This is a genomic window from Taklimakanibacter lacteus, assembly GCA_003576695.1.
In the GTDB taxonomy this organism is placed as follows: Bacteria; Pseudomonadota; Alphaproteobacteria; order Rhizobiales; family Aestuariivirgaceae; genus Taklimakanibacter; species Taklimakanibacter lacteus.
The window spans coordinates 62,445-84,381 of sequence record QOZQ01000017.1 but is presented as its reverse complement, the minus strand read 5'-3'; the positions used below and the strand labels follow the sequence as shown (position 1 = coordinate 84,381).

20 protein-coding genes are annotated in these 21,937 nt (G+C 63.4%); 6 read left to right on the top strand and 14 right to left on the bottom strand.

All coding sequences use genetic code 11. The features are described from left to right. Positions 1-8: 8 nt before the first annotated feature. From puuE to uraH, 13 genes are all read right to left on the bottom strand, one after another. Positions 9-923: an allantoinase PuuE gene (gene puuE, locus DT068_RS27165; protein WP_119393041.1), complete on the bottom strand. Its 915-nt coding sequence runs from the start codon at positions 921-923 to the stop codon at positions 9-11. Then, positions 920-2,212 carry a guanine deaminase gene (guaD, locus tag DT068_RS27160; protein ID WP_119393040.1) on the bottom strand — a complete coding sequence of 431 codons (1,293 nt, stop codon included), beginning with the start codon at positions 2,210-2,212 and terminating at the stop codon, positions 920-922. Before guaD ends, puuE begins: the two co-directional genes overlap by 4 nt. Further along, positions 2,209-2,706, bottom strand: a complete 498-nt coding sequence (gene uraD, locus DT068_RS27155) for a 2-oxo-4-hydroxy-4-carboxy-5-ureidoimidazoline decarboxylase (RefSeq protein ID WP_119393039.1) — start codon at positions 2,704-2,706, stop codon at positions 2,209-2,211. The genes guaD and uraD overlap by 4 nt, the downstream gene beginning before the upstream one ends. Then, positions 2,703-3,887: a urate hydroxylase PuuD gene (locus tag DT068_RS27150; protein ID WP_119393038.1), complete on the bottom strand. Its 1,185-nt coding sequence runs from the start codon at positions 3,885-3,887 to the stop codon at positions 2,703-2,705. The genes uraD and DT068_RS27150 overlap by 4 nt, the downstream gene beginning before the upstream one ends. Before the next feature lie 208 nt (positions 3,888-4,095). After that, positions 4,096-5,166 carry a BMP family ABC transporter substrate-binding protein gene (locus DT068_RS27145; protein ID WP_119393037.1) on the bottom strand — a complete coding sequence of 357 codons (1,071 nt, stop codon included), beginning with the start codon at positions 5,164-5,166 and terminating at the stop codon, positions 4,096-4,098. Positions 5,167-5,191: 25 nt separating this feature from the next. Then, positions 5,192-6,067 (bottom strand): ABC transporter permease, encoded by an 876-nt coding sequence (locus DT068_RS27140; protein ID WP_119393036.1) that lies wholly within the window; start codon positions 6,065-6,067, stop codon positions 5,192-5,194. Between the two features lie 4 nt (positions 6,068-6,071). Continuing rightward, on the bottom strand, positions 6,072-7,157 hold the full coding sequence (locus DT068_RS27135; protein WP_119393035.1) for an ABC transporter permease: 1,086 nt from the start codon (positions 7,155-7,157) through the stop codon (positions 6,072-6,074). Beyond that, positions 7,141-8,694, bottom strand: a complete 1,554-nt coding sequence (locus DT068_RS27130) for an ABC transporter ATP-binding protein (RefSeq protein WP_368905298.1) — start codon at positions 8,692-8,694, stop codon at positions 7,141-7,143. Before DT068_RS27130 ends, DT068_RS27135 begins: the two co-directional genes overlap by 17 nt. Further along, positions 8,691-9,674, bottom strand: a complete 984-nt coding sequence (gene xdhC / locus DT068_RS27125; RefSeq protein WP_119393034.1) for a xanthine dehydrogenase accessory protein XdhC — start codon at positions 9,672-9,674, stop codon at positions 8,691-8,693. The genes DT068_RS27130 and xdhC overlap by 4 nt, the downstream gene beginning before the upstream one ends. Beyond that, a complete protein-coding gene (gene xdhB / locus DT068_RS27120) occupies positions 9,671-11,983 on the bottom strand; it encodes a xanthine dehydrogenase molybdopterin binding subunit (RefSeq protein WP_119393033.1) in 2,313 nt (770 codons plus the stop codon). Before xdhB ends, xdhC begins: the two co-directional genes overlap by 4 nt. Then, complete coding sequence (gene xdhA, locus DT068_RS27115; protein ID WP_119393032.1) at positions 11,973-13,451, bottom strand: xanthine dehydrogenase small subunit; 1,479 nt, start codon at positions 13,449-13,451, stop codon at positions 11,973-11,975. The genes xdhB and xdhA overlap by 11 nt, the downstream gene beginning before the upstream one ends. Positions 13,452-13,532: 81 nt before the next feature. After that, positions 13,533-14,459, bottom strand: coding sequence for a LysR family transcriptional regulator (locus tag DT068_RS27110; protein WP_119393031.1), 927 nt, complete (start codon positions 14,457-14,459; stop codon positions 13,533-13,535). After that, positions 14,459-14,809, bottom strand: a complete 351-nt coding sequence (gene uraH, locus DT068_RS27105) for a hydroxyisourate hydrolase (protein ID WP_119393030.1) — start codon at positions 14,807-14,809, stop codon at positions 14,459-14,461. The genes DT068_RS27110 and uraH overlap by 1 nt, the downstream gene beginning before the upstream one ends. A 226-nt stretch (positions 14,810-15,035) precedes the next feature. Between uraH and DT068_RS27100 the strand changes: the two genes are divergently transcribed. Next, on the top strand, positions 15,036-15,572 hold the full coding sequence (locus tag DT068_RS27100; protein WP_162914497.1) for a DUF6647 family protein: 537 nt from the start codon (positions 15,036-15,038) through the stop codon (positions 15,570-15,572). Between the two features lie 88 nt (positions 15,573-15,660). Further along, the gene (locus DT068_RS27095) at positions 15,661-16,911 is read left to right on the top strand and encodes an NAD(P)/FAD-dependent oxidoreductase (protein ID WP_162914496.1); all 1,251 of its coding nucleotides are present in this window, start codon (positions 15,661-15,663) and stop codon (positions 16,909-16,911) included. Positions 16,912-17,141: 230 nt separating this feature from the next. Here DT068_RS27095 and DT068_RS27090 read toward each other — a convergent pair whose 3' ends face one another. Beyond that, complete coding sequence (locus tag DT068_RS27090) at positions 17,142-17,615, bottom strand: GreA/GreB family elongation factor (protein WP_119393027.1); 474 nt, start codon at positions 17,613-17,615, stop codon at positions 17,142-17,144. A 40-nt stretch (positions 17,616-17,655) separates the two neighbouring features. On the opposite strand from DT068_RS27090, the gene pepN reads away from it, so the two are divergent. The 4 genes from pepN to DT068_RS27070 are packed head-to-tail and all read left to right on the top strand — an operon-like array spanning position 17,656 to position 21,921. Next, complete coding sequence (gene pepN / locus DT068_RS27085; protein ID WP_119393026.1) at positions 17,656-20,295, top strand: aminopeptidase N; 2,640 nt, start codon at positions 17,656-17,658, stop codon at positions 20,293-20,295. Between the two features lie 41 nt (positions 20,296-20,336). Further along, positions 20,337-20,675 (top strand): type II toxin-antitoxin system PrlF family antitoxin, encoded by a 339-nt coding sequence (locus DT068_RS27080; RefSeq protein ID WP_119393025.1) that lies wholly within the window; start codon positions 20,337-20,339, stop codon positions 20,673-20,675. Beyond that, a complete protein-coding gene (locus DT068_RS27075) occupies positions 20,672-21,181 on the top strand; it encodes a type II toxin-antitoxin system YhaV family toxin (protein WP_119393024.1) in 510 nt (169 codons plus the stop codon). The genes DT068_RS27080 and DT068_RS27075 overlap by 4 nt, the downstream gene beginning before the upstream one ends. Further along, positions 21,181-21,921, top strand: coding sequence for a carbon-nitrogen hydrolase family protein (locus tag DT068_RS27070; RefSeq protein ID WP_119393069.1), 741 nt, complete (start codon positions 21,181-21,183; stop codon positions 21,919-21,921). Before DT068_RS27075 ends, DT068_RS27070 begins: the two co-directional genes overlap by 1 nt. Positions 21,922-21,937 lie beyond the last annotated feature (16 nt).

The following is a 21,937-nucleotide window of genomic DNA, read 5'->3' as shown; positions in this document are numbered from 1 at the left end:
GGCACCATTCAGCCTTGCGGAAACTGCTTGTGCCAGTGGCGGGCAATGTCGATGCGGCGCGGGATCCACACGTGCTCATGGCGCTGCACATATTCGATGAAGCGCTGCAGGGCCAATGCCCGGCCGGGACGGCCGATCAGGCGGCAATGCAGGCCCACCGACATCATCTTGGGCGAGCCGCGGCGGCCCTCTTCGTAGAGGCAATCGAAACTGTCCTTGAGATAGGCGAAGAACTGGTCGCCGCTGTTGAAACCCTGCGGCGTGGCGAAGCGCATGTCATTGGCATCGAGCGTATAGGGAATGATCAGATGCCTGCCGCCCTGCGGCCGGTCGATCCAGTAGGGCAGGTCATCGGCATAGGAGTCGGATGAATAGAGGAAGCCACCCTCCTCCATCACGAGCCTGGTCGTGTTCATCGAGCAGCGCCCGGTATACCAGCCGAATGGCCGCTCGCCGGTGAGCTTGGCATGCAGGCGGATCGCCTCATTCATATGCACGCGCTCGTCGGCTTCGGTGAAGTCGCGATATTCTATCCATTTGAGGCCGTGGCTTGCGATCTCCCAGCCAGCCTCCTTCATCGCGCTCACCTGGTCTGGTGAGCGCTCAAGCGCCGTCGTCACGCCATAGATGGTGAGCGGGATCCTGGCGCCCGTGAATATCCGCCACAGGCGCCAGAAGCCGGCCCGCGCGCCATATTCATAGATCGATTCCATGTTCCAGTGGCGCTGGCCGGGCCAGGCTTGCGCGCCGACGATCTCGGACAGGAAGGCTTCCGATGCCGCATCGCCATGCAGGATGTTGTTCTCGCCACCCTCTTCGTAATTGAGCACGAACTGCACCGCCACATAGGCGCCGCCCGGCCATTTGGGGTCGGGAATGGCCCGGCCATAGCCCTTCATGTCACGCGGATAGGAGCTGCTCATGCCAACTTTCTTTCATGCATTTTCTTGCCGGCAATATAGGTCGCGCGAATGGCCCGGTCATCGCCCAGGATCGCCAGCGCGAAGAGCCTGTCCTCCAGCGTCTCGGACAGTTCCTGCCGGCTCGCCAGCACCGGCGTCGCCTTGGGGTCGATCACCGCGATATCCGCCCATTTGCCGGCATCGAGCGCGCCGATCTCCTCATCGAGGCGCAGGACACTTGCATTGCCGCGAGTCGCCAGGTGAAACAACTCGAAGGCTGAAGGCTTGTAACCGGTGAGCATCTGCACCTCGTAGGCGGCGCGCAAGGTCGAGAGCATGGAATAGCTCGAGCCGCCACCGACATCGGTGCCGATCGCGAGGCGCACCGGCCGTGAACCTTGTCGCAGATGCGCCATGCTCATGAGCCCCGAGCCCAGGAACAGGTTCGAGGTCGGGCAATGGGCCACTACCGATCTCGTTTCCGACAAGCGCTGGCATTCGCGCTCGGACAGATGGATACCATGAGCGAAGACGCTGCGCTCGCTCAACAGGCCGAAGCGATCATAGACATCGGTATAATCCGTGTCATTCGGATAGAGCGAGCGGATGCGCACGACCTCGCCTATGCTTTCCGACAGATGCGTCTGCATCAGGGCATCCGGCAGTGACTTCAGGAGCTCGCCTGAGACTTTGAGCTGCGCTTCCGTCGAGGTGACGGCAAAGCGCGGCGATACGACATAGCGCAGACGTCCCTTGCCGTGCCATTGCCGATAGAGCGCTTCGCTCTCCCTGGCGCCTGCTTCGGCACTGTCGCACACGGAAGCCGGCACGTCGCGGTCCATCATGGTCTTGCCGGTAAGGATCGTCATTTGCCGCCTGGCCGCTGCGGCAAACAAGGCAGACGCGCATTCCTTGTGCACCGAGGAGAAGACCATGGCCGAGGTTGTGCCGTGGCTGACCAGGCGATCAAGGAACTTCTCCGCCGCGGCGGCGGCATAGGCTGCATCGCCGTAGCGTGCCTCTTCCGGAAAAGTGAAGCGGGTGAGCCAGTCGAGCAGATCCTTCCCCGGCGCCGCCAGCATGCGGTATTGCGGAAAATGAATATGGGCGTCGATGAAGCCCGGCATGATCAGGCAGTCGCCGAAATCATCGACGGGCACAGCGCGATAGGCTTCCGGGAGATCCTGGCGCGCGCCGCGCCACAGGATGCGACCGTCATCGCCCGAGACGACGGCGCCGTTCGGCACATGCAGGCACTCCTCGGCGGTCACGCCGAAGGTCACCAGCTCACCTGTCACGATGCGGGTCATGCCGATATCCTGTCTTCCAGGCGGAAACGGAATATCCGGGCAATCTGCGCCAAAGCGGTCGCAAATTCCACTTCCGGACTGTTGGCGATGCGCGCCGCGAAAGCACCGAGAATTTGACCTTTGGTCGCGCCCTTGACCGCGAAGATGAAGGGAAAACCGAAACGCTGCTTGTAGGCCTCGTTCAAGGCGGTGAAGCGGTCAAACTCCTCGGGGGTCAGCCGGTCAAGCCCGGCACCTGCTTGCTCGCTGGAGGAGTCCTGCGTGAGTTTCGCTCTGGTCGCGAGGTCGGGATGGGCCCGGATCAGGGTAAGCTGCGCCGTTCGCGGCGCCTCGTGCATCGCCGTTTCGAATGCCGAGATGAGATCCTCGCGCGTCGCGAAGGGATGCCTGTGCCATGCGGCCTCGGCAATCCAGGGCGAATGCTCGGCGACATCGCCGAGCGTGGCGACGAAAGCCGCCTGGGACGTGGCATTGAGCTCGGCAAGCGATGTCATTGGCTGCTGAGCCAAGCGCCCAGCTTGGCGCGCTCCTCGTCCGTCATGCCGGTCTCATTGCCGAGCGGCATGGATTTGTTGCGCACCGCCTGGGCCTCGATCTGCGCGCGGTAGCGGCGCAATTCATCGAGGGTCTCGAGCGCCACACCCTTGGGCGCTTCCTTGAAACCCTGATGCGTCGGCTTAAGCGCATGGCACATGGTGCAGTGCCTGGCGGTGACGCCCAGGACTTCCGAATCCGATACGACCAGGCCTTCACCGATCGTCCGAACCGGCTCAGTGAGCCACAAAGCGGCGGCGAGCGCGCCGAAGATGATCGGCAAGGTCCAGGCGATCTCCTCCATGCCGTCGCCCACCTCATGGCGCACCAGGAAATGGCGCAAGGCAGCGCCGCCGATGACGATGAGACCGACCAGGATCCAGGCCTGCGGATGGTTGGTGATCATCGGATAGTGGTTGCTGATCATCATCAGCAATACCGGCAAGGTCAAATAGGTATTGTGCAGCGAGCGCTGCTTGCCGGTGACGCCGAAGCTTGGATCGGGCGCCTCCCCCCTGATCAGGGAAGCGGTGATCTTCTTCTGGTTCGGAATGATGACGGCAAAGACATTGGCCGCCATCATCGTGCCGATGAAGGCGCCGATATGGATGAGCGCGCCCCGGCCGGAAAAGACATGGGTGAAACCATAGGCAGCGATGAGGATGAGGAAGAAGACGGCGAGCGCGAGCCAGCCCGGGCGATGGACGAGAGGCGAGCGACAGAGCGCATCATAGATGAACCATCCTGCCGCCAGGCTCGTGAGCGAGATCGCGATCGCCTGCCAGGGGCCGAGCGGCAGCACCGCCGGGTCGATCAGATAGGCCGTCGCGTTGAAATAGAACTGGACGATGAGCAGCAGGAAACCCGTCAGCCAGGTGAGATAGGCCTCCCATTTGAACCAGATGAGATCGGGCGGCAGGTCGGCGGGCGCCACCGAATATTTCTGCACATGATAGAAGCCGCCGCCATGGACCTCCCAGGCCTCGCCATAGACGCCGGCCGGAAGGCCTGAGCGGCGCTTCAGCGAGAAGTCGAGAGCGACGAAATAGAACGACGTGCCGATCCAGGCGATGCCGGCGATCATATGCGCCCAGCGCAGCAGGAGATTGAGCCAGTCCGCAATAAATGGATCGAGTGTCATCTAGCGCGCCCCCACTACCCTCACCCTGAGGTGCGAGCGCAGCGAGCCTCGAAGGGTGTGTTGCAGCATGCTCGCTTATCCTGATGGATGCTTCGAGGGCCGCTTCGAGGGCCGCTTCGCGGCCACCTCAGCATGAGGGTACTTAGAGAGGAGACCGGACATCGGCCTTGCGTCCGACATCCGGCCTTTTACGTTCATGCCACACTCTTTATTTCGGCAGCTGGTCGTCAATGCCCTTCACATACCAGTTCATGCCGAGGATATCGCCGTCGGGCAGGCCCTTGCCGGCCTCGCCGACGACGGTGCCGTCCTGCTTGGTGATCGGGCCGGTGAAGGGATGAAGCTTGCCGGTCTTGATCGCTTCCGCGGTCTCGGTCGCCATCTTCACCACGTCATCCGGCAAATTGGTATAGGGCGCGATATTGACCGTGCCTTCCGCCATGCCGTCCCATGAGGATTCCGACTTCCAGGTGCCGTTCAGCACGTCGTTGATGCGGCGAATATAGTAAGGCGTCCAGTTGTCGACGATCGCCGTATATTGCGCCTTGGGCGCGAACTTGATCATGTCGGACGCCTGGCCGAAGCCATGCTTGCCCTGCTCCTCGGCAACCTGGAGAGCCGCAGTCGAGTCGGTGTGCTGCACGATGATGTCGGCGCCCTGGCTGAACAGCACCTTTGCCGCATCGGCTTCCTTGCCCGGATCATACCAGGTGTTGGCCCAGACGATCTTCACCTTGAAATCGGGATTGACCGACTGCGCGCCCAGCATGAAGGCATTGATGCCGGCGACGACCTCGGGGATCGGGAAGGATACGATATAGCCGGCCGTGCCCGTCTTCGACATCTTGGCGGCGATCTGGCCGATCACGTAACGGCCCTCATGGAACTTGGCATTGTACGTCGTGACATTGGGCGCCGTCTTGAAGCCGGTCGCATGCTCGAATTTCACATCGGGGAATTTCTTGGCGACCTTCAATGTCGGCTCCATGAAGCCGAAGGAGGTGGTGAAGATGATGGCGCAGCCTTCGCGCGCCAGGCGCTCGATGGCGCGCTCGGAATCCGCCTCCGCGACATTCTCGACAAAGACAGTCTGGACCTTGTCGCCCAGTTCCTTCTCGACGGCGAGGCGACCCTGATCGTGCTGATAGGTCCAGCCGAAATCGCCGATCGCGCCGACATAGATCCAGCAAGCCTTGACCTTGTCCGCGGCCGAAGCCGAGCCCGCGGAAATACCCACGGCCAGCGCCAGGGCGGCCGCATTTAACAGAAGTTTCTTCATATGGTTCTCCTTACTCCCTGCATTATCATCGATCAGGCACGAATGGCTGCCCGAGGCTTGCCGGCGCATTGCCGCGCGTCAACCGCCGGCTCGCCGAAATCACCACCAGCGCCAGTATGGTGCCAAGATAGGGCAAGCTGTTCAAGAATTGCGGTGGAATGCTCCAGCCGCGCGTTTGGACGACGAAGGACAGGATGGATATGGCGCCGAAGAGATAGGCGCCGATGGCGACGCGCCAGGGCAGCCAGGAAGCGAAGACGACCAGCGCCAGTGCGATCCAGCCGCGCCCGGCCGTCATGTTCTCCACCCATTGCGGCGTGTAGACAAGCGACAGATAGCCGCCGGCAAGACCGGCGCAGGCGCCGCCGAACAGCACGCAGCCATAACGCACCCAGATGACACGATAGCCCAGCGCATGGGCCGAGCTGTGACTGTCGCCGACGGCGCGGATGATGAGGCCGGCCTTGGTGCGGAACAGTACAAAGGCAACAACGGCGGTGAGGATGAATGACAGCGGAATGAGCATGTCGATGCCGAGCCATTTGGGCAGCCGGACGCCCGGCTCACCGACGAAGGATTCGCCGAGAAGGCCGGAAAGGCCGAGCCCCAGAAGCGTCAACGACAGGCCGGTCGCAACCTGGTTGGTCACCAAGGAAAGGGTGAGAAAACCGAAGAGCAGCGCCATGGCCATGCCGGCGAAGATCGCCGCGATGACGCCGAGATAAGGATTGCCCGAGAGGAAGGCGGCGCCAAAGCCCGCGACCGCGCCCATCACCATCATGCCCTCGACGCCCAGATTGAGGACGCCCGAGCGCTCGACCACCAGCTCGCCGGTCGCCGCCAGCAGCAAGGGCGTCGCGGCGGTGACGATGGTGAGAAAGACGGCGAACCAGACATCCATGGGGTCACTCCGCCGGTTGCGTTGCGGCTAAGGCTTGCGGCTTCAGCCAGCGGAAACGATAGAGGATGAGCGTGTCGCAGGCCAATATATAGAAGAGCAATATGCCCTGGAACACCTTGGCGATGCGGTCGGAGAGGCCGAGCGACACTTGCGCCGCCTCGCCACCCAGATAGCTCAAGGCAAGCATCAGGCCGGCGGCCAGCGCGCCCAAAGGATTGAGGCGGCCGAGAAAGGCGACGATGATCGCCGTGAAGCCATAGCCCGGCGAGATCTGCGGCTGCAGCTGCCCCACAACGCTCGCCACCTCGGTGATGCCGGCGAGGCCGGCAAGGCCGCCTGACAGCAGGAAGCAGAACAGGATGGTGCGGGGGCGCGAGAAGCCGGCAAAGCGGGCGGCGCGCGGCGCATTGCCGACAACGCGCACCTCGAACCCCTTCAGCATGCGGCCCATCACGAAAGCGAGGACCAGCGCTGCGAGCACGGCGAAGACGGCGCCCAGATGAATCGATCCCGACAGCATGGGCAGAAGCTGCAAGCCCTCGAAGGTGATCGTCTTGGGGAAGTTGAAGCCTTGCGGGTCGCGCCATGGGCCACGCACCAGCCAGTCGAGCAGAAATTGCACGACATAGACCAGCATCAGCGAGGTGAGGATCTCATTGGCATTGAAGCGTATCTTGAGCAAGGCCGGGATCGCGCCGTAGATCATGCCGCCCAATATGCCAAAGAGCAGCATCATCACGAGCGTCAGCGGCGATTGCCAGGCGGGGAACAGGACGAGGATCATTCCGCCCAGAATGGCGCCGAAAGTGAACTGACCTTCAGCGCCGATATTCCAGACATTGGCGGTGTAGCAGACCGCAAGACCGACACCGATGAGCACCAGCGGCGTCGCCTTCACCACCAGCTGCTCGAGCGACCATATTTGCGTCAAGGGCTCGATGAAATAGACATTGAGCCCGTGCAGCGGCTCGATGCCGCGCAGCGCGAAGATGACGGCGCCGGTGATCACCGTGAGCAGGATGGCGAGAAGCGGTGACAGCAATGCCATCCGCCGGGAACGCTCAGGCCGCTTCTCAAGCACGAGCTGCATGGCGCTCCTCCCGCATCTCATGCTCGCCCGCCATCAGGAGGCCAATCTTCTCACGCGTCAGTTCGGAGGCCGGATAGGCTTCCGACAACTGGCCGCGCGAGATCACCGCGATGCGGTCGGCGATCTCGAATATCTCGTCGAGATCCTGGCTGATCACCAGGACCGCCGAGCCCGCCCGCGCCAGGTCGATCAGGGCCTGGCGAATGGTGGCCGCCGCTCCCGCATCGACGCCCCAGGTCGGCTGGTTGACGACCAGCACCGCCGGGTTGCGGTCGAGCTCGCGCCCGACGACGAATTTCTGCAAGTTGCCGCCCGATAGAGCGCGCGCCTCGGGATCGGGCTTGCCCTTGCGGACGTCATAGGACTTGATCACGCGCTCGGCGACATTGGCGGCCGCGTCGCGGCCGATGGTGCCGGATCGAGTCAGATCCTTGTCGGAAGCATAGCGCGTCAGGATGACATTCTCGGAGAGCCGGAAGGCCGGCACGGCGCCGTGGCCCAAGCGCTCCTCCGGCACGAAGGCCGCACCCATCCGGCGCCGCGCCGTGATCGACAGACGGCCGCAGGGCTTGCCGTCGATCAGCAGCGCCTCATTGCGGGCGAGCGGCTTTTCGCCGGAGATCGCGTCGAAGAATTCCGACTGTCCGTTGCCGGCGACACCGGCAATGGCGACGACCTCGCCGCCGGCGACACTCAGCGAGATGTCGCGCAAGCCGACGCCGAAGGGACCATCCTGCGCCAGGCTGAGCTTGTCGAGCACCAGGCGCGCAGGCCCGGATCTGGGTTTCGCCTTGGGGTGCACGACATGGATATCGCTGCCCACCATCAGCCGCGCCAGGCTTGCCGCCGTCTCCTTGCGCGGATCGACGCAGGCGACAACCTTGCCCTGGCGCAAAATGGTCGCCGACTGGCAGAGCCGCTTCACCTCTTCGAGGCGATGCGAAATATAAAGAATGGAGCAGCCTTCCTTCGCCAGCCGCTCGAGCACCAGGAAGAGCTGGTCGGCCTCCTGCGGGGTGAGCACGGCGGTCGGCTCATCCATGATCAGGAGCTTGGGCTCCTGCAGCAGGCAGCGGATGATCTCGATGCGCTGACGCTCGCCGACCGAAAGATCGCCGACCGTGGCCGACGGCTCGAGCGGCAGGCCATAGTCCCTCGAGATCGTCCTGATGCGCTGCGAAAGTGCCGCGATGTCGAAGGCGCCCGGCAAGGCCAGCGCGATATTCTCGGCGACGGTCAGCGCCTCGAACAGCGAGAAGTGCTGGAACACCATGCCGATGCCGAGCTTGCGGGCTTGGGCGGGGGATCCGATGGTGACGGGCTCTCCCTGCCAGCGCAATTCGCCCGAGGTCGGCTGCAGCGCGCCATAGATGATCTTGACCAGCGTCGACTTGCCGGCGCCATTCTCGCCGAGCAGCGCATGGATCTCGCCCGGCCGCACAAAAAGCGAAACATCGTCATTGGCGCGCAAGGTGCCGAAGATCTTCACAATGTGAAGCGCTTCAAGAAGATGGTCTTTGCCGTCCTTGTCCGTCACCCACCCTGGCCCTTTTTTTGGTTCATTCTATAGGGCGTTTGCGCGTCTGCGGGAAGATTCCGGCCGGTTCTCAACATCTCATCCCGCTCCAGAAGCTCCGCCACGGCAGAGGCGGCAATGATCGCCGGTTCCTTCGCGCGGATGCCGGAGAGGCCAATGGGGCATTTGAAGGCGGCGAAGCGCTCATCTTCTATGCCCGCCTGACGCAGGCGGCTCAGGAACCGGGCGCGCTTGCTGGCGCTGCCGATCAGTCCGACATAGGGAAAGCGCTCGTCACGCAAGGCCCGCTCGGCGATCGCGAGGTCGAGCGCATGGCTGTGCGTCATGATCAGCAGGAAGGTGCCGGATGGCGCCGCGCCAAGCTCGGCGACGGGATCGAGCACGGCAACCGGCACGACATGGGCCGGCATGGCGGCGGGGAACGCATCGGGGCGGGTGTCAATCCAGCGTGTGGCGAAGGGCAAAGGGGCGAGCGCCAGGATGAGGGCGCGCCCGACATGGCCCGCGCCGAAGAGATAAAGCGACCGTCTTTCCTCGCCAAAATGCTCGACCATGATATTGCCGGCCTGCCGGGGCCCGGCTGTGATGATGCGGAGAACGTGATCGGATTGCAAATGACTCTCGGTGGCAAAAGCGCCCAAAGATTCGGCATTTGCCAGTTCCCGTGCCGCCTCCAGCGCGGTCATGTCGAAAACTTCCGTCAGGAGCTCGACCCGCCCGCCGCAGCACTGGCCAAGCTCTGGCCCCAGCGCATGGGCGGTACGGGTGAGCGAGCGGCCCCGCGCCATCTTCTTCTGCGCTTCGGCAAGTGCACGCCATTCAAGCGCGCCGCCTCCGATCGTGCCATGGAACCCTCTCACGGTGAGAACGAGCCTGGCACCCGCTTCGCGCGGTGCTGAGCCTTCGGTGCGCCAGACCGATATCATGGCGCAGGACTCGCCTGCCTCAAGCGCCTGAACGACATGGGGCCAGACCTTCATGGCGACATGGCCTTTACCGCCTTCATGATCGCTTCCGGTGTCGCCGGCGCTTCGAGCGGCGGCATGCAGCCCGGCTTCAGCGAGGCAATGGCATCGGTGATCGCCGAGAAGACCGACAGCGCCAGCATCAAAGGCGGCTCGCCCACCGCCTTGGAGCGGTAGATGGTGCTGGCCGGGTTGCCGGCCGAGGCGAAGAGCTTGACCCGGAAATCCTCCGGCACGTCGGAGGCGCAGGGGATCTTGTAGGTCGAGGGCGCATGGGTGCTGAGCCGGCCTTGCGTATCGAAGACCAGCTCTTCGGTGGTGAGCCAGCCCATGCCCTGGACGAAGCCGCCTTCGATCTGGCCCAGATCGATCGCCGGATTGAGGGAGCGGCCAACATCATGAAGTATGTCGACGCGATCGACGCGCATCTCGCCTGTCAGCGTGTCGATCGTCACTTCCGAGCAGGACGCGCCATAGGCGAAATAGAAAAACGGCTTGCCCTTCACCTTGTCGCGGTCCCAGGTGATGCCGGGCGTCGCGTAGAAGCCCGTCGATGAGAGCTGGATACGGGCCTGATGAGCGCGCCTGGCAAGCTCGGCAAGGGTCACGCTCTGATTGCCGATGATCACCCGTCCCTTGGCGAAGCGGATCTGCGCTGGCTTCACCTTCCATTCGCGCGCGGCGAAATCGACGAGCCGCGCCTTGATGCGTGCCGCCGCCTCCTGCGCCGCCATGCCGTTGAGGTCGGAGCCCGAGGAAGCCGCGGTCGGCGAGGTGTTCGGCACCTTGCCGGTCGTCGTTGCCGTGATCTTGACACGCTCCGGATCGATGCCGAACTCCTCGGCCACCACTTGCGCCACCTTGATATAGAGGCCCTGCCCCATCTCGGTGCCGCCGTGATTGAGATGCACCGAGCCATCGGTATAGAGATGGACGAGCGCGCCCGCCTGGTTGAGATGGATGAGGGTGAAGGAGATGCCGAATTTGACCGGCGTCAGCGCCAGTCCCTTCTTCAGGACCTGGTTCTTCGCATTGAAGGCCCTGACGGCCTCACGCCGCGCGCGGTAATCGCTGGTCTTTTCGAGCTCGGCCACCACGTCGTGGATGATATTGTCCACGACCTTCATGCCATAGGGGGTGCGGTCGCGGCCCGGCGCATAGAAATTGCGCTTGCGCACATCGAGGGGGTCGAGCTCCAGACGATGGGCGATCTGATCCATCATGCGTTCGGCCAGCATCATGCCCTGCGGTCCGCCGAAGCCGCGAAAGGCCGTGTTCGACACCGTATTGGTGCGCAGCCGCCGCGATTTGATCCGAACGGCCGGATAATAATAGGCGTTGTCGGCATGAAACATCGCCCGGTCATTGACGCCGAGCGACAGATCGGCCGAATAGCCGCAGCGCGCCAGAAGGGCCGCATCGACGGCGGTGAGCCTTCCGGTCCTGTCATGCGCTGCCCGATAATCGATGCGCAGGTCATGGCGCTTGCCGGTCATGATCATGTCATCGTCGCGGTCGAGCCGGCATTTGACCGGGCGCCCGGTGATGCGGGCGCCCAAAGCGGCCAGCGCCGCCCATTGCGCCGCCTGGCTTTCCTTGCCGCCGAAGCCGCCGCCCATGCGCCGGCACTCGCAGGTCACGAAGGCGTCCGCCACTTTCAGCATCTTGGCGACACAATGCTGCATTTCGGTCGGGTGCTGGGTCGAGGAATAGACGAGCATGCCGCCGGCTTCTTCCGGCACCGCCAGCGCCACCTGGCCCTCGAGATAGAAATGCTCCTGGCCACCGACATGGAACGAGTCGGAAATCGTCGACTTGGAGGCGGCGATCAGCTTGCCCGGATCACCGCGCCTGAATTCGTAAGGCGGCAGGACATCCTCAGTGCCCTGCTCCAGCGCATCTTCGACCGTGATCGCAGCCAGTTCCCCGGCGATCTCGATCTTCGCCAGCCTTGCGGCGCGGCGCGCGGCATCGCGCGTCTCGGCGATCACGGCGAAGACCACCTGGCCGTGGAACAGGATTTCGCCATCCGCCAGGATCGGATCATCGCCCATGGCAGGGCTGCAATCATTGATACCCGGTATGTCGCCGGCGGTGAGCACCGCGACGACGCCCGGAAAGGCGCGGACTGCGGAGAGGTCGCATACAGTGATGCGGCCCTTGGCCCCCAGCGCCGCATAACCCGGCGCCACATGCAGCGTGCCTTCAGGTTCGCGCATGTCGTCGATATAGACGGCCTTGCCCTGGACATGCAGCTCGGCGGAGTCGTGAGCGAGCGCCAGCCCAACCGTATCCGTCGCGATCCGTTTCACTTTAGCCGGCATGGGCGAATTCCCTCATGCCGGTGATGCGCGTGTTACGCGTCGCCTCGCCCGCCATCTCGGTCAAGGCCTTGATGAGCAGATTGCGCGCCGTCTCGGACCGATAGGCGGCACTGGCGCGGTGATCATCGATGGGCTGGAAATCCTCGGCAAGCCTGTCAGCGGCCGCGGCCCAACCCGCCGGGTCATCGAGCGACAACGACTTCACGGCGGTTTCGGTCTTGAGCGCACGCTTGGGCGTCGCCGCCATGCCGCCATAGGCGATGCGCGCTTCGGTTATCCGGCCCTGCGCGATGCCGAATTTGAACGCACCCAAGACCGAGGAGATATCCTGGTCGAAGCGCTTGGTGATCTTGTAGCAGCGGAAGGCCTCGCCGCGTTTCAGCATCGGAATGCTCACACCGGCGACGACTTCGCCTGGCGAACGATCCTGCTTGCCGTAAGCGATGAAGAAATCCTCGATCGGCAGTGCGCGTGTTTGCCTGCCTTTGCGCAGTTCAAGTCCGGCGCCGAGCGCAATCAATGCCGGCGGCGTGTCGCCGATCGGCGAGCCATTGGCGATATTGCCGCCAACCGTGCCGGTCGCGCGCACCTGTTTCGAGCCGATGCGGCGCAGGAGCTCGGCAAGATCGGGATCGATTGCGGCAAAGCTCGGCTCGGCCTCGGCATAAGTAACGGCAGCGCCGATCCTCACGCTGTCGATCGTCTCGACGATCTCGCGCAGCGAGCGCATGCGGCCAAGGAAGATGATCTTGCGGATCGGCCGCAGCTGCTTGGTGATCCACAGGCCCACATCGGTAGCGCCGGACAGGATCACGGCATCGGGATGCTTTTCGGTAAGGCGCGCCAACGCTTCGTCAAAGGCAGGTGCTGCGAAGAACTCCTCGTCATCGCCGATGAAGAGATCGGTGCCATCATCGAAGCCCGCGAGCGTCTGGGCGATCTCAAGCCTCGCTTCCGACCAGGCATCGTCGGGCTTACCCGTGCAGGCGGCAAGGGCCGCCTCGACGATCGGGCGGTAGCCGGTGCAGCGGCAGAGATTGCCGGCCAGCTGATCGACGACCATCTTACGGTTGGCAACAGCGCCCGACTGATAGAGCGGGAACAGGCTCATCACGAAGCCCGGCGTGCAGAAGCCGCATTGCGAGCCATGATGATCGACCAGCGCCTGCTGGATCGGGTGCAACTTGCCGCTCACGCTCAGATCATCGACGGTGACCAGTTCCTTGCCGTCAATCTGGCCGAGCAGGAGGATGCAGGCATTGACCGGCTCATAGACGAGCCTGCCGTCCTTCAGGGAACCCAGCGCCACCGTGCAGGCGCCACAATCGCCCTCGCAGCATCCTTCTTTAGTGCCGCGGGCGCCCTCTTCCAGCCTCAGATAGTCCAGCACAGTGCGAATCGGTGCGACAGCGGTGAGTTCAACGACTTCACCGCGGCGAAGAAATCTGATGCTGTTCCTCGCCGTCATGGCTTTCTCCAGACTGCTGTCGAATAGCCTAGCATTGCCGCTCCTGTACGAAGAAGGAGAATAAATGCCACAGTCCGTGCGCTATTTTCGTACATTCTCCTTTGCCTGGAAGTGCTTCACCGCGCGATCGAGAAAGGCGCCGGCCGCAAGGCCTGCGGCACTGCCCCTTCGATGTACGATGGTCAGCCGGTCGGGCGGGATGCGGCGATTGGCGAGCGGCACGAAGACCAGGCTGCCGTCGGCGATTTCCTGCTCGATGCCGATGCGCGTCTGGAAGGCGATACAGCGGCCGCGCCGGGCAAGGGCCGCCATCAGGCGCAGCGAATTGCACTCGAAGGCATGCGGCGGCTCGATCCTGGCCGCGGCCTGCAGTTTGTCGAGAATGCCCCGCAGACTCAAACCCCGCGCCGGCCAGGCGACGGGATAGGCGAGGCAATGGGAGAAGAGCAGTCTGCGCTCGCGCGCCAGCGGGTGGTCGCGCCGCATGATGGCGCCCAACGGCATCTCCTTCGTCAGCCTGACATCGAGACCCTCGAGCGTCGCCGGATTGAAGGTGAAGCCGAGATCGGCATCGTGGCTGCGGACGAGGTCGGTCACCGCATCCGAGCCCGCGACCGTCACGGCGATCTCGATGCCCGGATAATCGGCGGCAAAACGGGAGAGGAGATCGGGCAGGGCCGAGACCGAGATGCTCTCGACAGTCGCGATGCGGATGCGGCCGCGCTTGAGGCCGCGCAGCGCGTCGAGGTGATCGAGCGTCGCTTCATGGACCTGCACCGCCGATTTGAGCCCGCCGAGCAGCACTTCGCCCGTGGCCGACAGCGTCAAGCCGCGGCCATGGCGCTCGAACAGAGGCAGATCGAATTGCTTCTCGAGCAGGATGATCTGGCGGCTGATGGCGGAAGCGGCGACATTCAGCATCTGGGCGGCGCCGCGCACCGATCCCGCCTCCGCCACCGCGGCGAAATAGCGATAGGCGATGGGCAGCAGGGACTGGGGACCCGGCATCAGCTGCCGCGATAGGTCGAATAGCCATAGGGCGAGAGCAGCAGCGGCACATGATAGTGCTCGGCCTTGCTGGCGATGCCGAAGCGCAGCGGAATGACATCGAGGAAGGGCGGCTCGGACAAGGCTACGCCATTGGCCTTCAGATAGGCGCCGGCATGGAAGCGCAATTCATACTGGCCGACCTTGAGGTCCTCGCCGTCGAGGAGTGGCGCATCGACCCGGCCATCCTGGTTGCTGACCACGGTCTTGATGAGCGAGGGCCCGTCATCGAGCGCCCACAGCTCGATCTTCAGACCCTTGGCCGGCCGGCCGAGGGCCGTATCCAGAATATGCGTCGTCAATCGCCCCATGCGCGCCTCCAGAAGGTTGCCGCCTCGGAGGTTAGACGGAATCCGGGAAACGCGGAAGGCGCCCAATCGGAGGTGTTCCGTTCAAAATGTGAGTTTCCTCACCGCTTTTCCCCTGTTGCCGATGATATCGTTCCCGGCACGTCGAGCAATCTCCACGATAGAGGAGAGCAGGATGATGAAAGCTTCACTCCCGGCGCTCTTGACCCTTTTCATTCTGACAGGATCCATGTCCGCGAACGGCCCTGCCCTTGCGAGCGAGACGTCTGAGGAATTCGGACACCGAGCTACCCCCGTTTACAGGATCGCGTTCGAGGCACGGCCCAAGAGCCGCCAGCCGTCCGCCCAGATGCTGCGCGAGATTTCGTCCTGGCTCATTGTCGAGTTCGGGCTCTCAGTCGATGCGCTGCCTGACATCGAATTCGCGTCCAAGGCGCGTCTCGGCGGCCTGCGGTTCCGCGGCGTGCCTTCCGATCACATGGACGAGGGGCATGATGTCCTCGCCGTCTATGACGATGAGGCCCGCACGATTTATCTGCCGCGTGGCTGGACCGGCCATACGGCAGCGGAAACCTCGATCCTCGTCCATGAGCTCGTGCATCACGCGCAAAACCTCTCCGGCGACAAGGCCGAATGCCCGCAGGCCAGAGAGAAGCTGGCCTATGACGCGCAGGAGCGCTGGCTGGCAAAATTCGGCAACAGCCTGGAGAAGGAGTTCGCCATCGATCCCTTCACACTTCTCGTTCGCACCAATTGCGGGCTCTGAACGACCAGGACAGGGTTCTGAGGGGAGCCTTGACGGCAAGGGCAAATGGATCGAAGAACGGGGCCCCTCTCCCGGATCACTCTCCTCCATGCCCCCTTCCCATATCACCATCATCGGCGCCGGCATCATCGGCATATCGACCGCGGCGTTCCTGCAGCGCGCCGGGCACAAGGTCACCGTCATCGACCGGGTGGCGCCGGGCGAGGGCTGTTCCTTCGGCAATGCCGGCGGCGTCGCCTTCGCCGAGGTGGTGCCGACCATCCGTCCACGCGTCCTCCTCAAGATCCCGGGCTGGCTGCTCGATCCCCTGGGGCCTCTCACCATCCGCTGGTCCTATCTGCCCAAGGCGCTGCCCTGGTTCCTGGCCGCCGGACGCAATGCGCTGCCCCACCGGGTGCGCCGCATCACCGCCGGGCGGGCCGCGCTCGGTCTGCGGGCGGTAAGCGATTTCGACACCTTGCTGCATGCGGCGGGTGCGACCGATCTCCTGGTCAAGAAGGATAGCCTTCGCCTCTATGACACCGAGGCGCAGTACCGGGCGGAAGAACCCGAGCGCATCGTCAAGCGCGAGCATGGCTATGACATGACCCGCCTGTCGCCCGGCGAGATCGCCGAGATCGAGCCTGATCTGGCGCGCGACTTCGCCTGCGGCGCCTTTCATGGCGGCTGGTACTATGTGCGCAACCCGAGGACCGTCGTCACCACGATCGCCGAGCATCTGGTCCGCAATGGCGGCGAGATCCTGCAGGACGAGGTGGTCCAGGTCACGCAGGACGGAACGCGGGCAACAGCCCTCACACTGAAAGCCGGCGGCGAGCGCAAGCTCGACCGGCTGGTGATCTGCGCCGGCGCCTATTCGAATTTCTTCGCCCGGCAGTTCGGCGACAAGGTGCTGCTCGAAGCCGAGCGCGGCTACCATCTCGTCATCCCCGATCCCGGCATCACGCTCGGGCGCTCGCTCACTTATGTGGCATCACCCATGGCCATGACGCCCATGGATGTGGGGCTCAGACTCGCCGGCACCGATGAATTCGCCGGCCTCGATGCGGCGCCGAACTGGAAGCGCGCCGATGTGCTGTGGCCCTTCGCCAAGCGCTGCCTGCCCAAATTGCGCGCCATCGACGAGAATGCGTCGCGCTGGATGGGGCGCAGGCCCGGCACGCCCGACGGCCTGCCGGTCATCGGCCCGTCGCGCAAGGTTTCAAATGTCTGGTACGGTTTCGGCCACAGCCATATGGGCCTGACCTGGGGCCCGACCACCGGCCGCCTGTTGAGCGAGATGCTCAGCGGGGCCAAGAGCAATACGGATCTCTCAACCTTCCGTGTCGATCGGTTCTGACGTGTTCAGCATGACCTGCGGTCTTTTACCCTCGCCCCGCTTTAGCAGGGAGAGGGAGGGACCCATTGCGCAGCAATGGGAGGGTGAGGGGTTTGCTGGGAAGTTTACTCGATACTTTGATCAGGAGTGTATGGGCGGGAAGCAAAACTGTAACAACCATGCCCCTCACCCTTCCCGCCGCTTCGCGTCGGGCCCCTCCCCTCTCCCCGCTGAAGCGGGGCGAGGGTAAGTCAGATCGCCGTGATCGCGGTCACTTCACCATTGCCGCCGGGCAATTCCGCTTCCTCGCCGACTTCGAGGCCGAGCAAGCCCCGCGCCATCGGCACGGTATAGGCGATCAATCCCTTTTCGAGATCAGCCTCGTCCTCGCCGACGATGGAGAAAGTCTGCTCGCGGCCGTCATCGCGCTTGATGGTGACGCGCGTGGCGAAGGCGACTTTCTGCGGCGCCTTGGGCGGCTCGACCGGCTGCGCGGTGGCGCGGCGCTGCGTCCAGTAGCGCAGATCGCGCGAGGCGCGCGCGATACCGGCGCGATCGGTTTCATGCTGGGCATGCGCCAGAAGCTTGCGGGCCGTCTCGATCTCTTCGTCGATGAGCGCAAGACCGCGCGGGGTCACGAAGTTCGGATTGGGGCTGATCGGATGCTCCGGCAGTTCCTCAACGGCATCCTGTCCATCTTGCTCTTTGACGAAAGCCCGGCTCATAATCGACGACTCTCTTTCAACCCCCAAGACACTATAGCATATGAACAATATAAGCCCGCAGACCGTTTATTTGAAGGATTACAAGCCGGTTCCCTATCTGGTCGACGCGGTTCACCTTGATTTCAGCCTGAGCCCCGAAGCGACCCGGGTCGCCTCCCGCCTCACTTTCAGGCCCAATGAAGCGGCCGGCGCACCCGATGCACCCCTGGTGCTGGACGGCGAGAAGCTCGAGCTCAAATCGATCAGCCTAGATGGCAAGCCGCTCGATCCGTCACGCTACAGCGTCAACGCCACGAGCCTCACCATCGCCCAAGTGCCGCAAAAGCCCTTCACACTCGAGGTCGTCACGATCTGCAAGCCTGCGGCCAATACCGAACTATCCGGACTCTATGTCTCGAACGGCATCTTCTGCACGCAATGCGAGGCGGAGGGCTTTCGGCGCATCACCTATTTCTACGACCGGCCGGACGTGATGGCGCGCTACAAGGTGCGCATCGAGGGTCCCACCGCGACCTGCCCGGTGCTCCTGTCCAACGGCAATCCCGGCGCTGCCGGCGCCATCGCCGGCACCGACCGGCATTTTGCCGAATGGGACGATCCGCATCCGAAGCCTTCCTACCTCTTCGCCCTCGTCGCGGGCGATCTTGCCCATGTCGCCGACAGCTATGTGACGAGCTCGGGCCGCAAGGTGGGCTTACGCATCTATGTCGAGAAGGGCAAGGAGGACCGCTGCGGCTGGGCGATGGAGTCGCTCAAGACCTCTATGCGCTGGGACGAAGAACGCTTCGGCCTCGAATATGACCTCGACATCTTCATGATCGTCGCCGTCTCCGACTTCAATATGGGCGCCATGGAGAACAAGGGGCTCAATGTCTTCAACGACAAATACATACTGGCCCTGCCCGAGACCGCGACCGATGTCGACTATGTCAATATCGAAGCGATCATCGCGCATGAATATTTCCACAACTGGACCGGCAACCGCATCACCTGCCGCGACTGGTTCCAGCTCTGCCTCAAGGAAGGCCTCACCGTCTTCCGCGACCAGGAATTCACCGCCGATATCCGCTCGCGCGCGGTGAAGCGCATCGCCGATGTGAAACGATTGCGCGGCGACCAGTTCCCGGAAGATGGCGGGCCGCTGGCCCATCCGGTCAGGCCCAGCTCCTATATCGAGATCAACAACTTCTATACGGCGACCGTCTATGAGAAGGGTGCCGAGCTCTGTCGCATGATGCTCACCCTCATCGGCCGCGACGCCTTTCGCCGCGCGATGGATCTCTATTTCGAGCGCCATGACGGCGAGGCGGCGACGGTCGAGGATTTCGTGCGCTGCATGGCCGATGCGTCGGGCCGCAATCTCGACCAATTCTTCACCTGGTATGAGCAGGCCGGCACGCCGGAGGTCACCGTTTCGGAAAAATACAATGCGGCGAAAAAGACCTATGACCTCACCCTCGAGCAGGTGACGGCGCCGACGCCCGGCCAGCCGGCCAAGGCCGCCTTGCAGATCCCGCTCGGCATCGGGCTCGTCGGTCCTGATGGTGAGGACATGCCGCTCGATCTCGAAGGCACTGGACTGCTCAATGAGCCCCTGATCGAACTCACCGAGGCCAGGAAGACGTTCCGCTTCCGGAACGTCGCCAAAAAGCCGGTGCTGTCGCTCAATCGCGGCTTCTCGGCACCCATCAGGATCAAGGGCTGGGCCAAGCTTGCCGATCAGCTCTTCCTGATGAAGCATGACAGCGACACCTTCAACCGCTGGGAGGCGGCGCAGTCGGCGGCCCATGCGCTGATGCGCGCCCGTCTCGCCGGCAAACGCTCCGTCTCGGACGGCAAGTCCTTCATCGCGGCGCTCAGCGCGGTGCTTGCCGATGACGAGCTCGACGATGCCTTCAAGGCATCGATGCTGTCCCTTCCCGGCGAGCAGGAAATCGCCACGCTGATCGGCCGCGATGTCGATCCGGGCGCCATCCATGAGATGCGCGAAAGTCTGCGCGCCGAGATCGGCACCAGCCTGAAGAAGGTGCTGCTCGATTTGTGGCGCAGGACGGAAGCGAAAGGCGCCTACCGGCCCGATCCGCCGGAGACCGGGCGGCGGGCGCTGCGCTATGCGGTGCTGTATGCGCTCGCGGGCGGCGATCCGGCATTGGGCGCGAAGCTCGCCATGGAACAGCTCGCCAGGCCCGGCAATATGACGGACGAGATCGGCGCCCTCTCGACCCTGGTCACGCTCGACCGCCCGGAGCGCGATGAGGCGCTTGGCGCCTTCCACCAGCGCCACAGGGACGATCATCTCCTCGTCGACAAATGGTACGCGCTGCAGGCTTCGGCGCCGCTGGCCCAGACGAACCGGCGCGTGCGCGAGCTGATGAAGCGCCCGGACTTCAAGCTGACGACGCCCAACCGGGTGCGAAGCCTCATCGGCGTGCTCGCCATGGGCAACCCCTTCGCCTTCCATGCGCCGGATGGCGAAGGCTATGCGATCCTTGCCGACACGATCCTGGCCCTCGACAAGATCAACCCGCAAGTGGCGGCCCGCATGGCCACCGCCTTCCGCAGCTGGGCCACGCTCGAGGAGAAGCGGCGCGGTCTCGCCCGGGCGCAATTGGAGCGCATTCTCGCCACCCCCGGCCTGTCGCGCGACCTGTTCGAGATCGTCTCCAAGTCGCTGGGATAGACTTCCTTGACTTACAATGCAAATGCATTACATTCCGCTTCATGCCCAAGAACGCGAAGCTTCTCGAAATCCCGGCGACCATCACCGATCGCGGCCAAACGACCGTTCCGGCGGCAATTCGCAAGATGCTGGCGCTCGGCAAGCGCGATCGCGTCGTGTTTCGCGGTCTCGCCGATGGTACCGTCGTCCTCGCCAAACAGGAGAGTGCTGAAAAGCCCGATCCGGTAATCGGAAAGTTCCTGGCATTTCTGGCCAAGGACATGGCGGCTGAGCCCGCGCGGATAAAGCCGGTTTCGCGCGATCTCCTGGAGCGCGGCAGGAAGCTGGTCCGCGGTGTGACTGTCGATCTCGACGAGGCGCTGCCGGACGACGAGGCGTGACTGACGCGCCTGTCAAGATCAATGGATGGACCATCTATGCGCATCCACTGTTTCTCGACCAGCTGGAAACATTGATTGCGAAAGTTGAAAAAGCGCGCGCGAAGGATGCCAGGGGCTACAGGAAAAAGCGGGCAGCGAAATTGCTCGCGGCTGTGATTAAGGTTGCCTTCGAAGACATTCCCAGTGATCCAACACGCGACATCTATCGTCAAGGCGATACGCTCGGGAATGACTACAAGCATTGGTTCCGAGCGAAGTTCCTGCAGCAGTTCCGCCTCTTCTTCCGCTACCAGCGTTCTGCTGAAAGCAACACGATTGTCCTCGCATGGGTCAATGACGACAATTCATTGCGCGCATATGAGAGCGATGCGGACGCCTATGCCGTCTTCCGCAAGATGCTTCAGCGCGGCAACCCGCCCGACAATTGGCCATCACTGCTCCGAGCTGCATCAAGCGCCGAAGCTGGAGCAAGACTAAAGCGGCTGCAGGTGAAGACGGGAAAATGATGCCCATCATACGCATCGCTGCGGCGCAGACCGTCGAATATCGCGAGAATGTCGACGCCGCCTTGCGGTGCATCAGCGACCTCGCCCGTCGTGCCGATGCGGAAGGGGCTGCCTTACTGTGCTTCCCGGAAGGCTTCCTGCAGGGCTACCTGACCGATGAGACTTCGGCGCGGCGGCATGCGCTCGATCTCGGCTCGCCCGACTTCAACCGCATTCTCGACCGGCTGCCGAAAGCCGGACCGATGCTGGTCATCGGCATGATCGAGAGCGACGGTGGACGCCTCTTCAACACCGCCGTCGTCGTCGCGCACGGCCATCTGGTCGGCCGATACCGGAAAGCGCATCTCTTGGATGGCGAACGGGCATTCTCCGCCGGAGACGGAAGCCCCATCTTCGAAGTCGAGGGCCTGCGTTTCGGCATCAATATCTGCTACGACACGAACTTCCCCGAGGCGCCGCGCAGGATCGCCGAGCTCGGCGCATCGCTCGTCGTCTGTCCCTCCAACAACATGATGCAGCGGCAAAGAGCCGAAGCCTTCAAGACCCTGCACAATCTCGTCAGGGGCGAACGCTGCCGGGAAACTGGACTCTGGCTCCTCTCCGCCGATGTGACCGGCGAACGGGATGGAAGCGTTGCCTTGGGCCCGACCGCCGTCATCAATCCGCAGGGCCAGGTCGTGGCTCAGCTCCCACTCGGAAAAGCTGGACTGCTGGTGTTCGATATGCCTTGCGGCGACTGACCCAACCACCGCCCAT

Excerpts from the sequence above, each read along its gene's own strand:
- puuE (WP_119393041.1), bottom strand. The coding sequence starts at position 923 with ATGAGCAGCTCCTATCCGCGTGACATGAAGGGCTATGGCCGGGCCATT.
- guaD (WP_119393040.1), bottom strand. The coding sequence starts at position 2,212 with ATGACCCGCATCGTGACAGGTGAGCTGGTGACCTTCGGCGTGACCGCC.
- uraD (WP_119393039.1), bottom strand. The coding sequence starts at position 2,706 with ATGACATCGCTTGCCGAGCTCAATGCCACGTCCCAGGCGGCTTTCGTC.
- DT068_RS27150 (WP_119393038.1), bottom strand. The coding sequence starts at position 3,887 with ATGACACTCGATCCATTTATTGCGGACTGGCTCAATCTCCTGCTGCGC.
- DT068_RS27145 (WP_119393037.1), bottom strand. The coding sequence starts at position 5,166 with ATGAAGAAACTTCTGTTAAATGCGGCCGCCCTGGCGCTGGCCGTGGGT.
- DT068_RS27140 (WP_119393036.1), bottom strand. The coding sequence starts at position 6,067 with ATGGATGTCTGGTTCGCCGTCTTTCTCACCATCGTCACCGCCGCGACG.
- DT068_RS27135 (WP_119393035.1), bottom strand. The coding sequence starts at position 7,157 with ATGCAGCTCGTGCTTGAGAAGCGGCCTGAGCGTTCCCGGCGGATGGCA.
- xdhC (WP_119393034.1), bottom strand. The coding sequence starts at position 9,674 with ATGAAGGTCTGGCCCCATGTCGTTCAGGCGCTTGAGGCAGGCGAGTCC.
- xdhB (WP_119393033.1), bottom strand. The coding sequence starts at position 11,983 with ATGCCGGCTAAAGTGAAACGGATCGCGACGGATACGGTTGGGCTGGCG.
- xdhA (WP_119393032.1), bottom strand. The coding sequence starts at position 13,451 with ATGACGGCGAGGAACAGCATCAGATTTCTTCGCCGCGGTGAAGTCGTT.
- DT068_RS27110 (WP_119393031.1), bottom strand. The coding sequence starts at position 14,459 with ATGCCGGGTCCCCAGTCCCTGCTGCCCATCGCCTATCGCTATTTCGCC.
- uraH (WP_119393030.1), bottom strand. The coding sequence starts at position 14,809 with ATGGGGCGATTGACGACGCATATTCTGGATACGGCCCTCGGCCGGCCG.
- DT068_RS27100 (WP_162914497.1), top strand. The coding sequence starts at position 15,036 with ATGTCCGCGAACGGCCCTGCCCTTGCGAGCGAGACGTCTGAGGAATTC.
- DT068_RS27095 (WP_162914496.1), top strand. The coding sequence starts at position 15,661 with ATGCCCCCTTCCCATATCACCATCATCGGCGCCGGCATCATCGGCATA.
- DT068_RS27090 (WP_119393027.1), bottom strand. The coding sequence starts at position 17,615 with ATGAGCCGGGCTTTCGTCAAAGAGCAAGATGGACAGGATGCCGTTGAG.
- pepN (WP_119393026.1), top strand. The coding sequence starts at position 17,656 with ATGAACAATATAAGCCCGCAGACCGTTTATTTGAAGGATTACAAGCCG.
- DT068_RS27080 (WP_119393025.1), top strand. The coding sequence starts at position 20,337 with ATGCCCAAGAACGCGAAGCTTCTCGAAATCCCGGCGACCATCACCGAT.
- DT068_RS27070 (WP_119393069.1), top strand. The coding sequence starts at position 21,181 with ATGCCCATCATACGCATCGCTGCGGCGCAGACCGTCGAATATCGCGAG.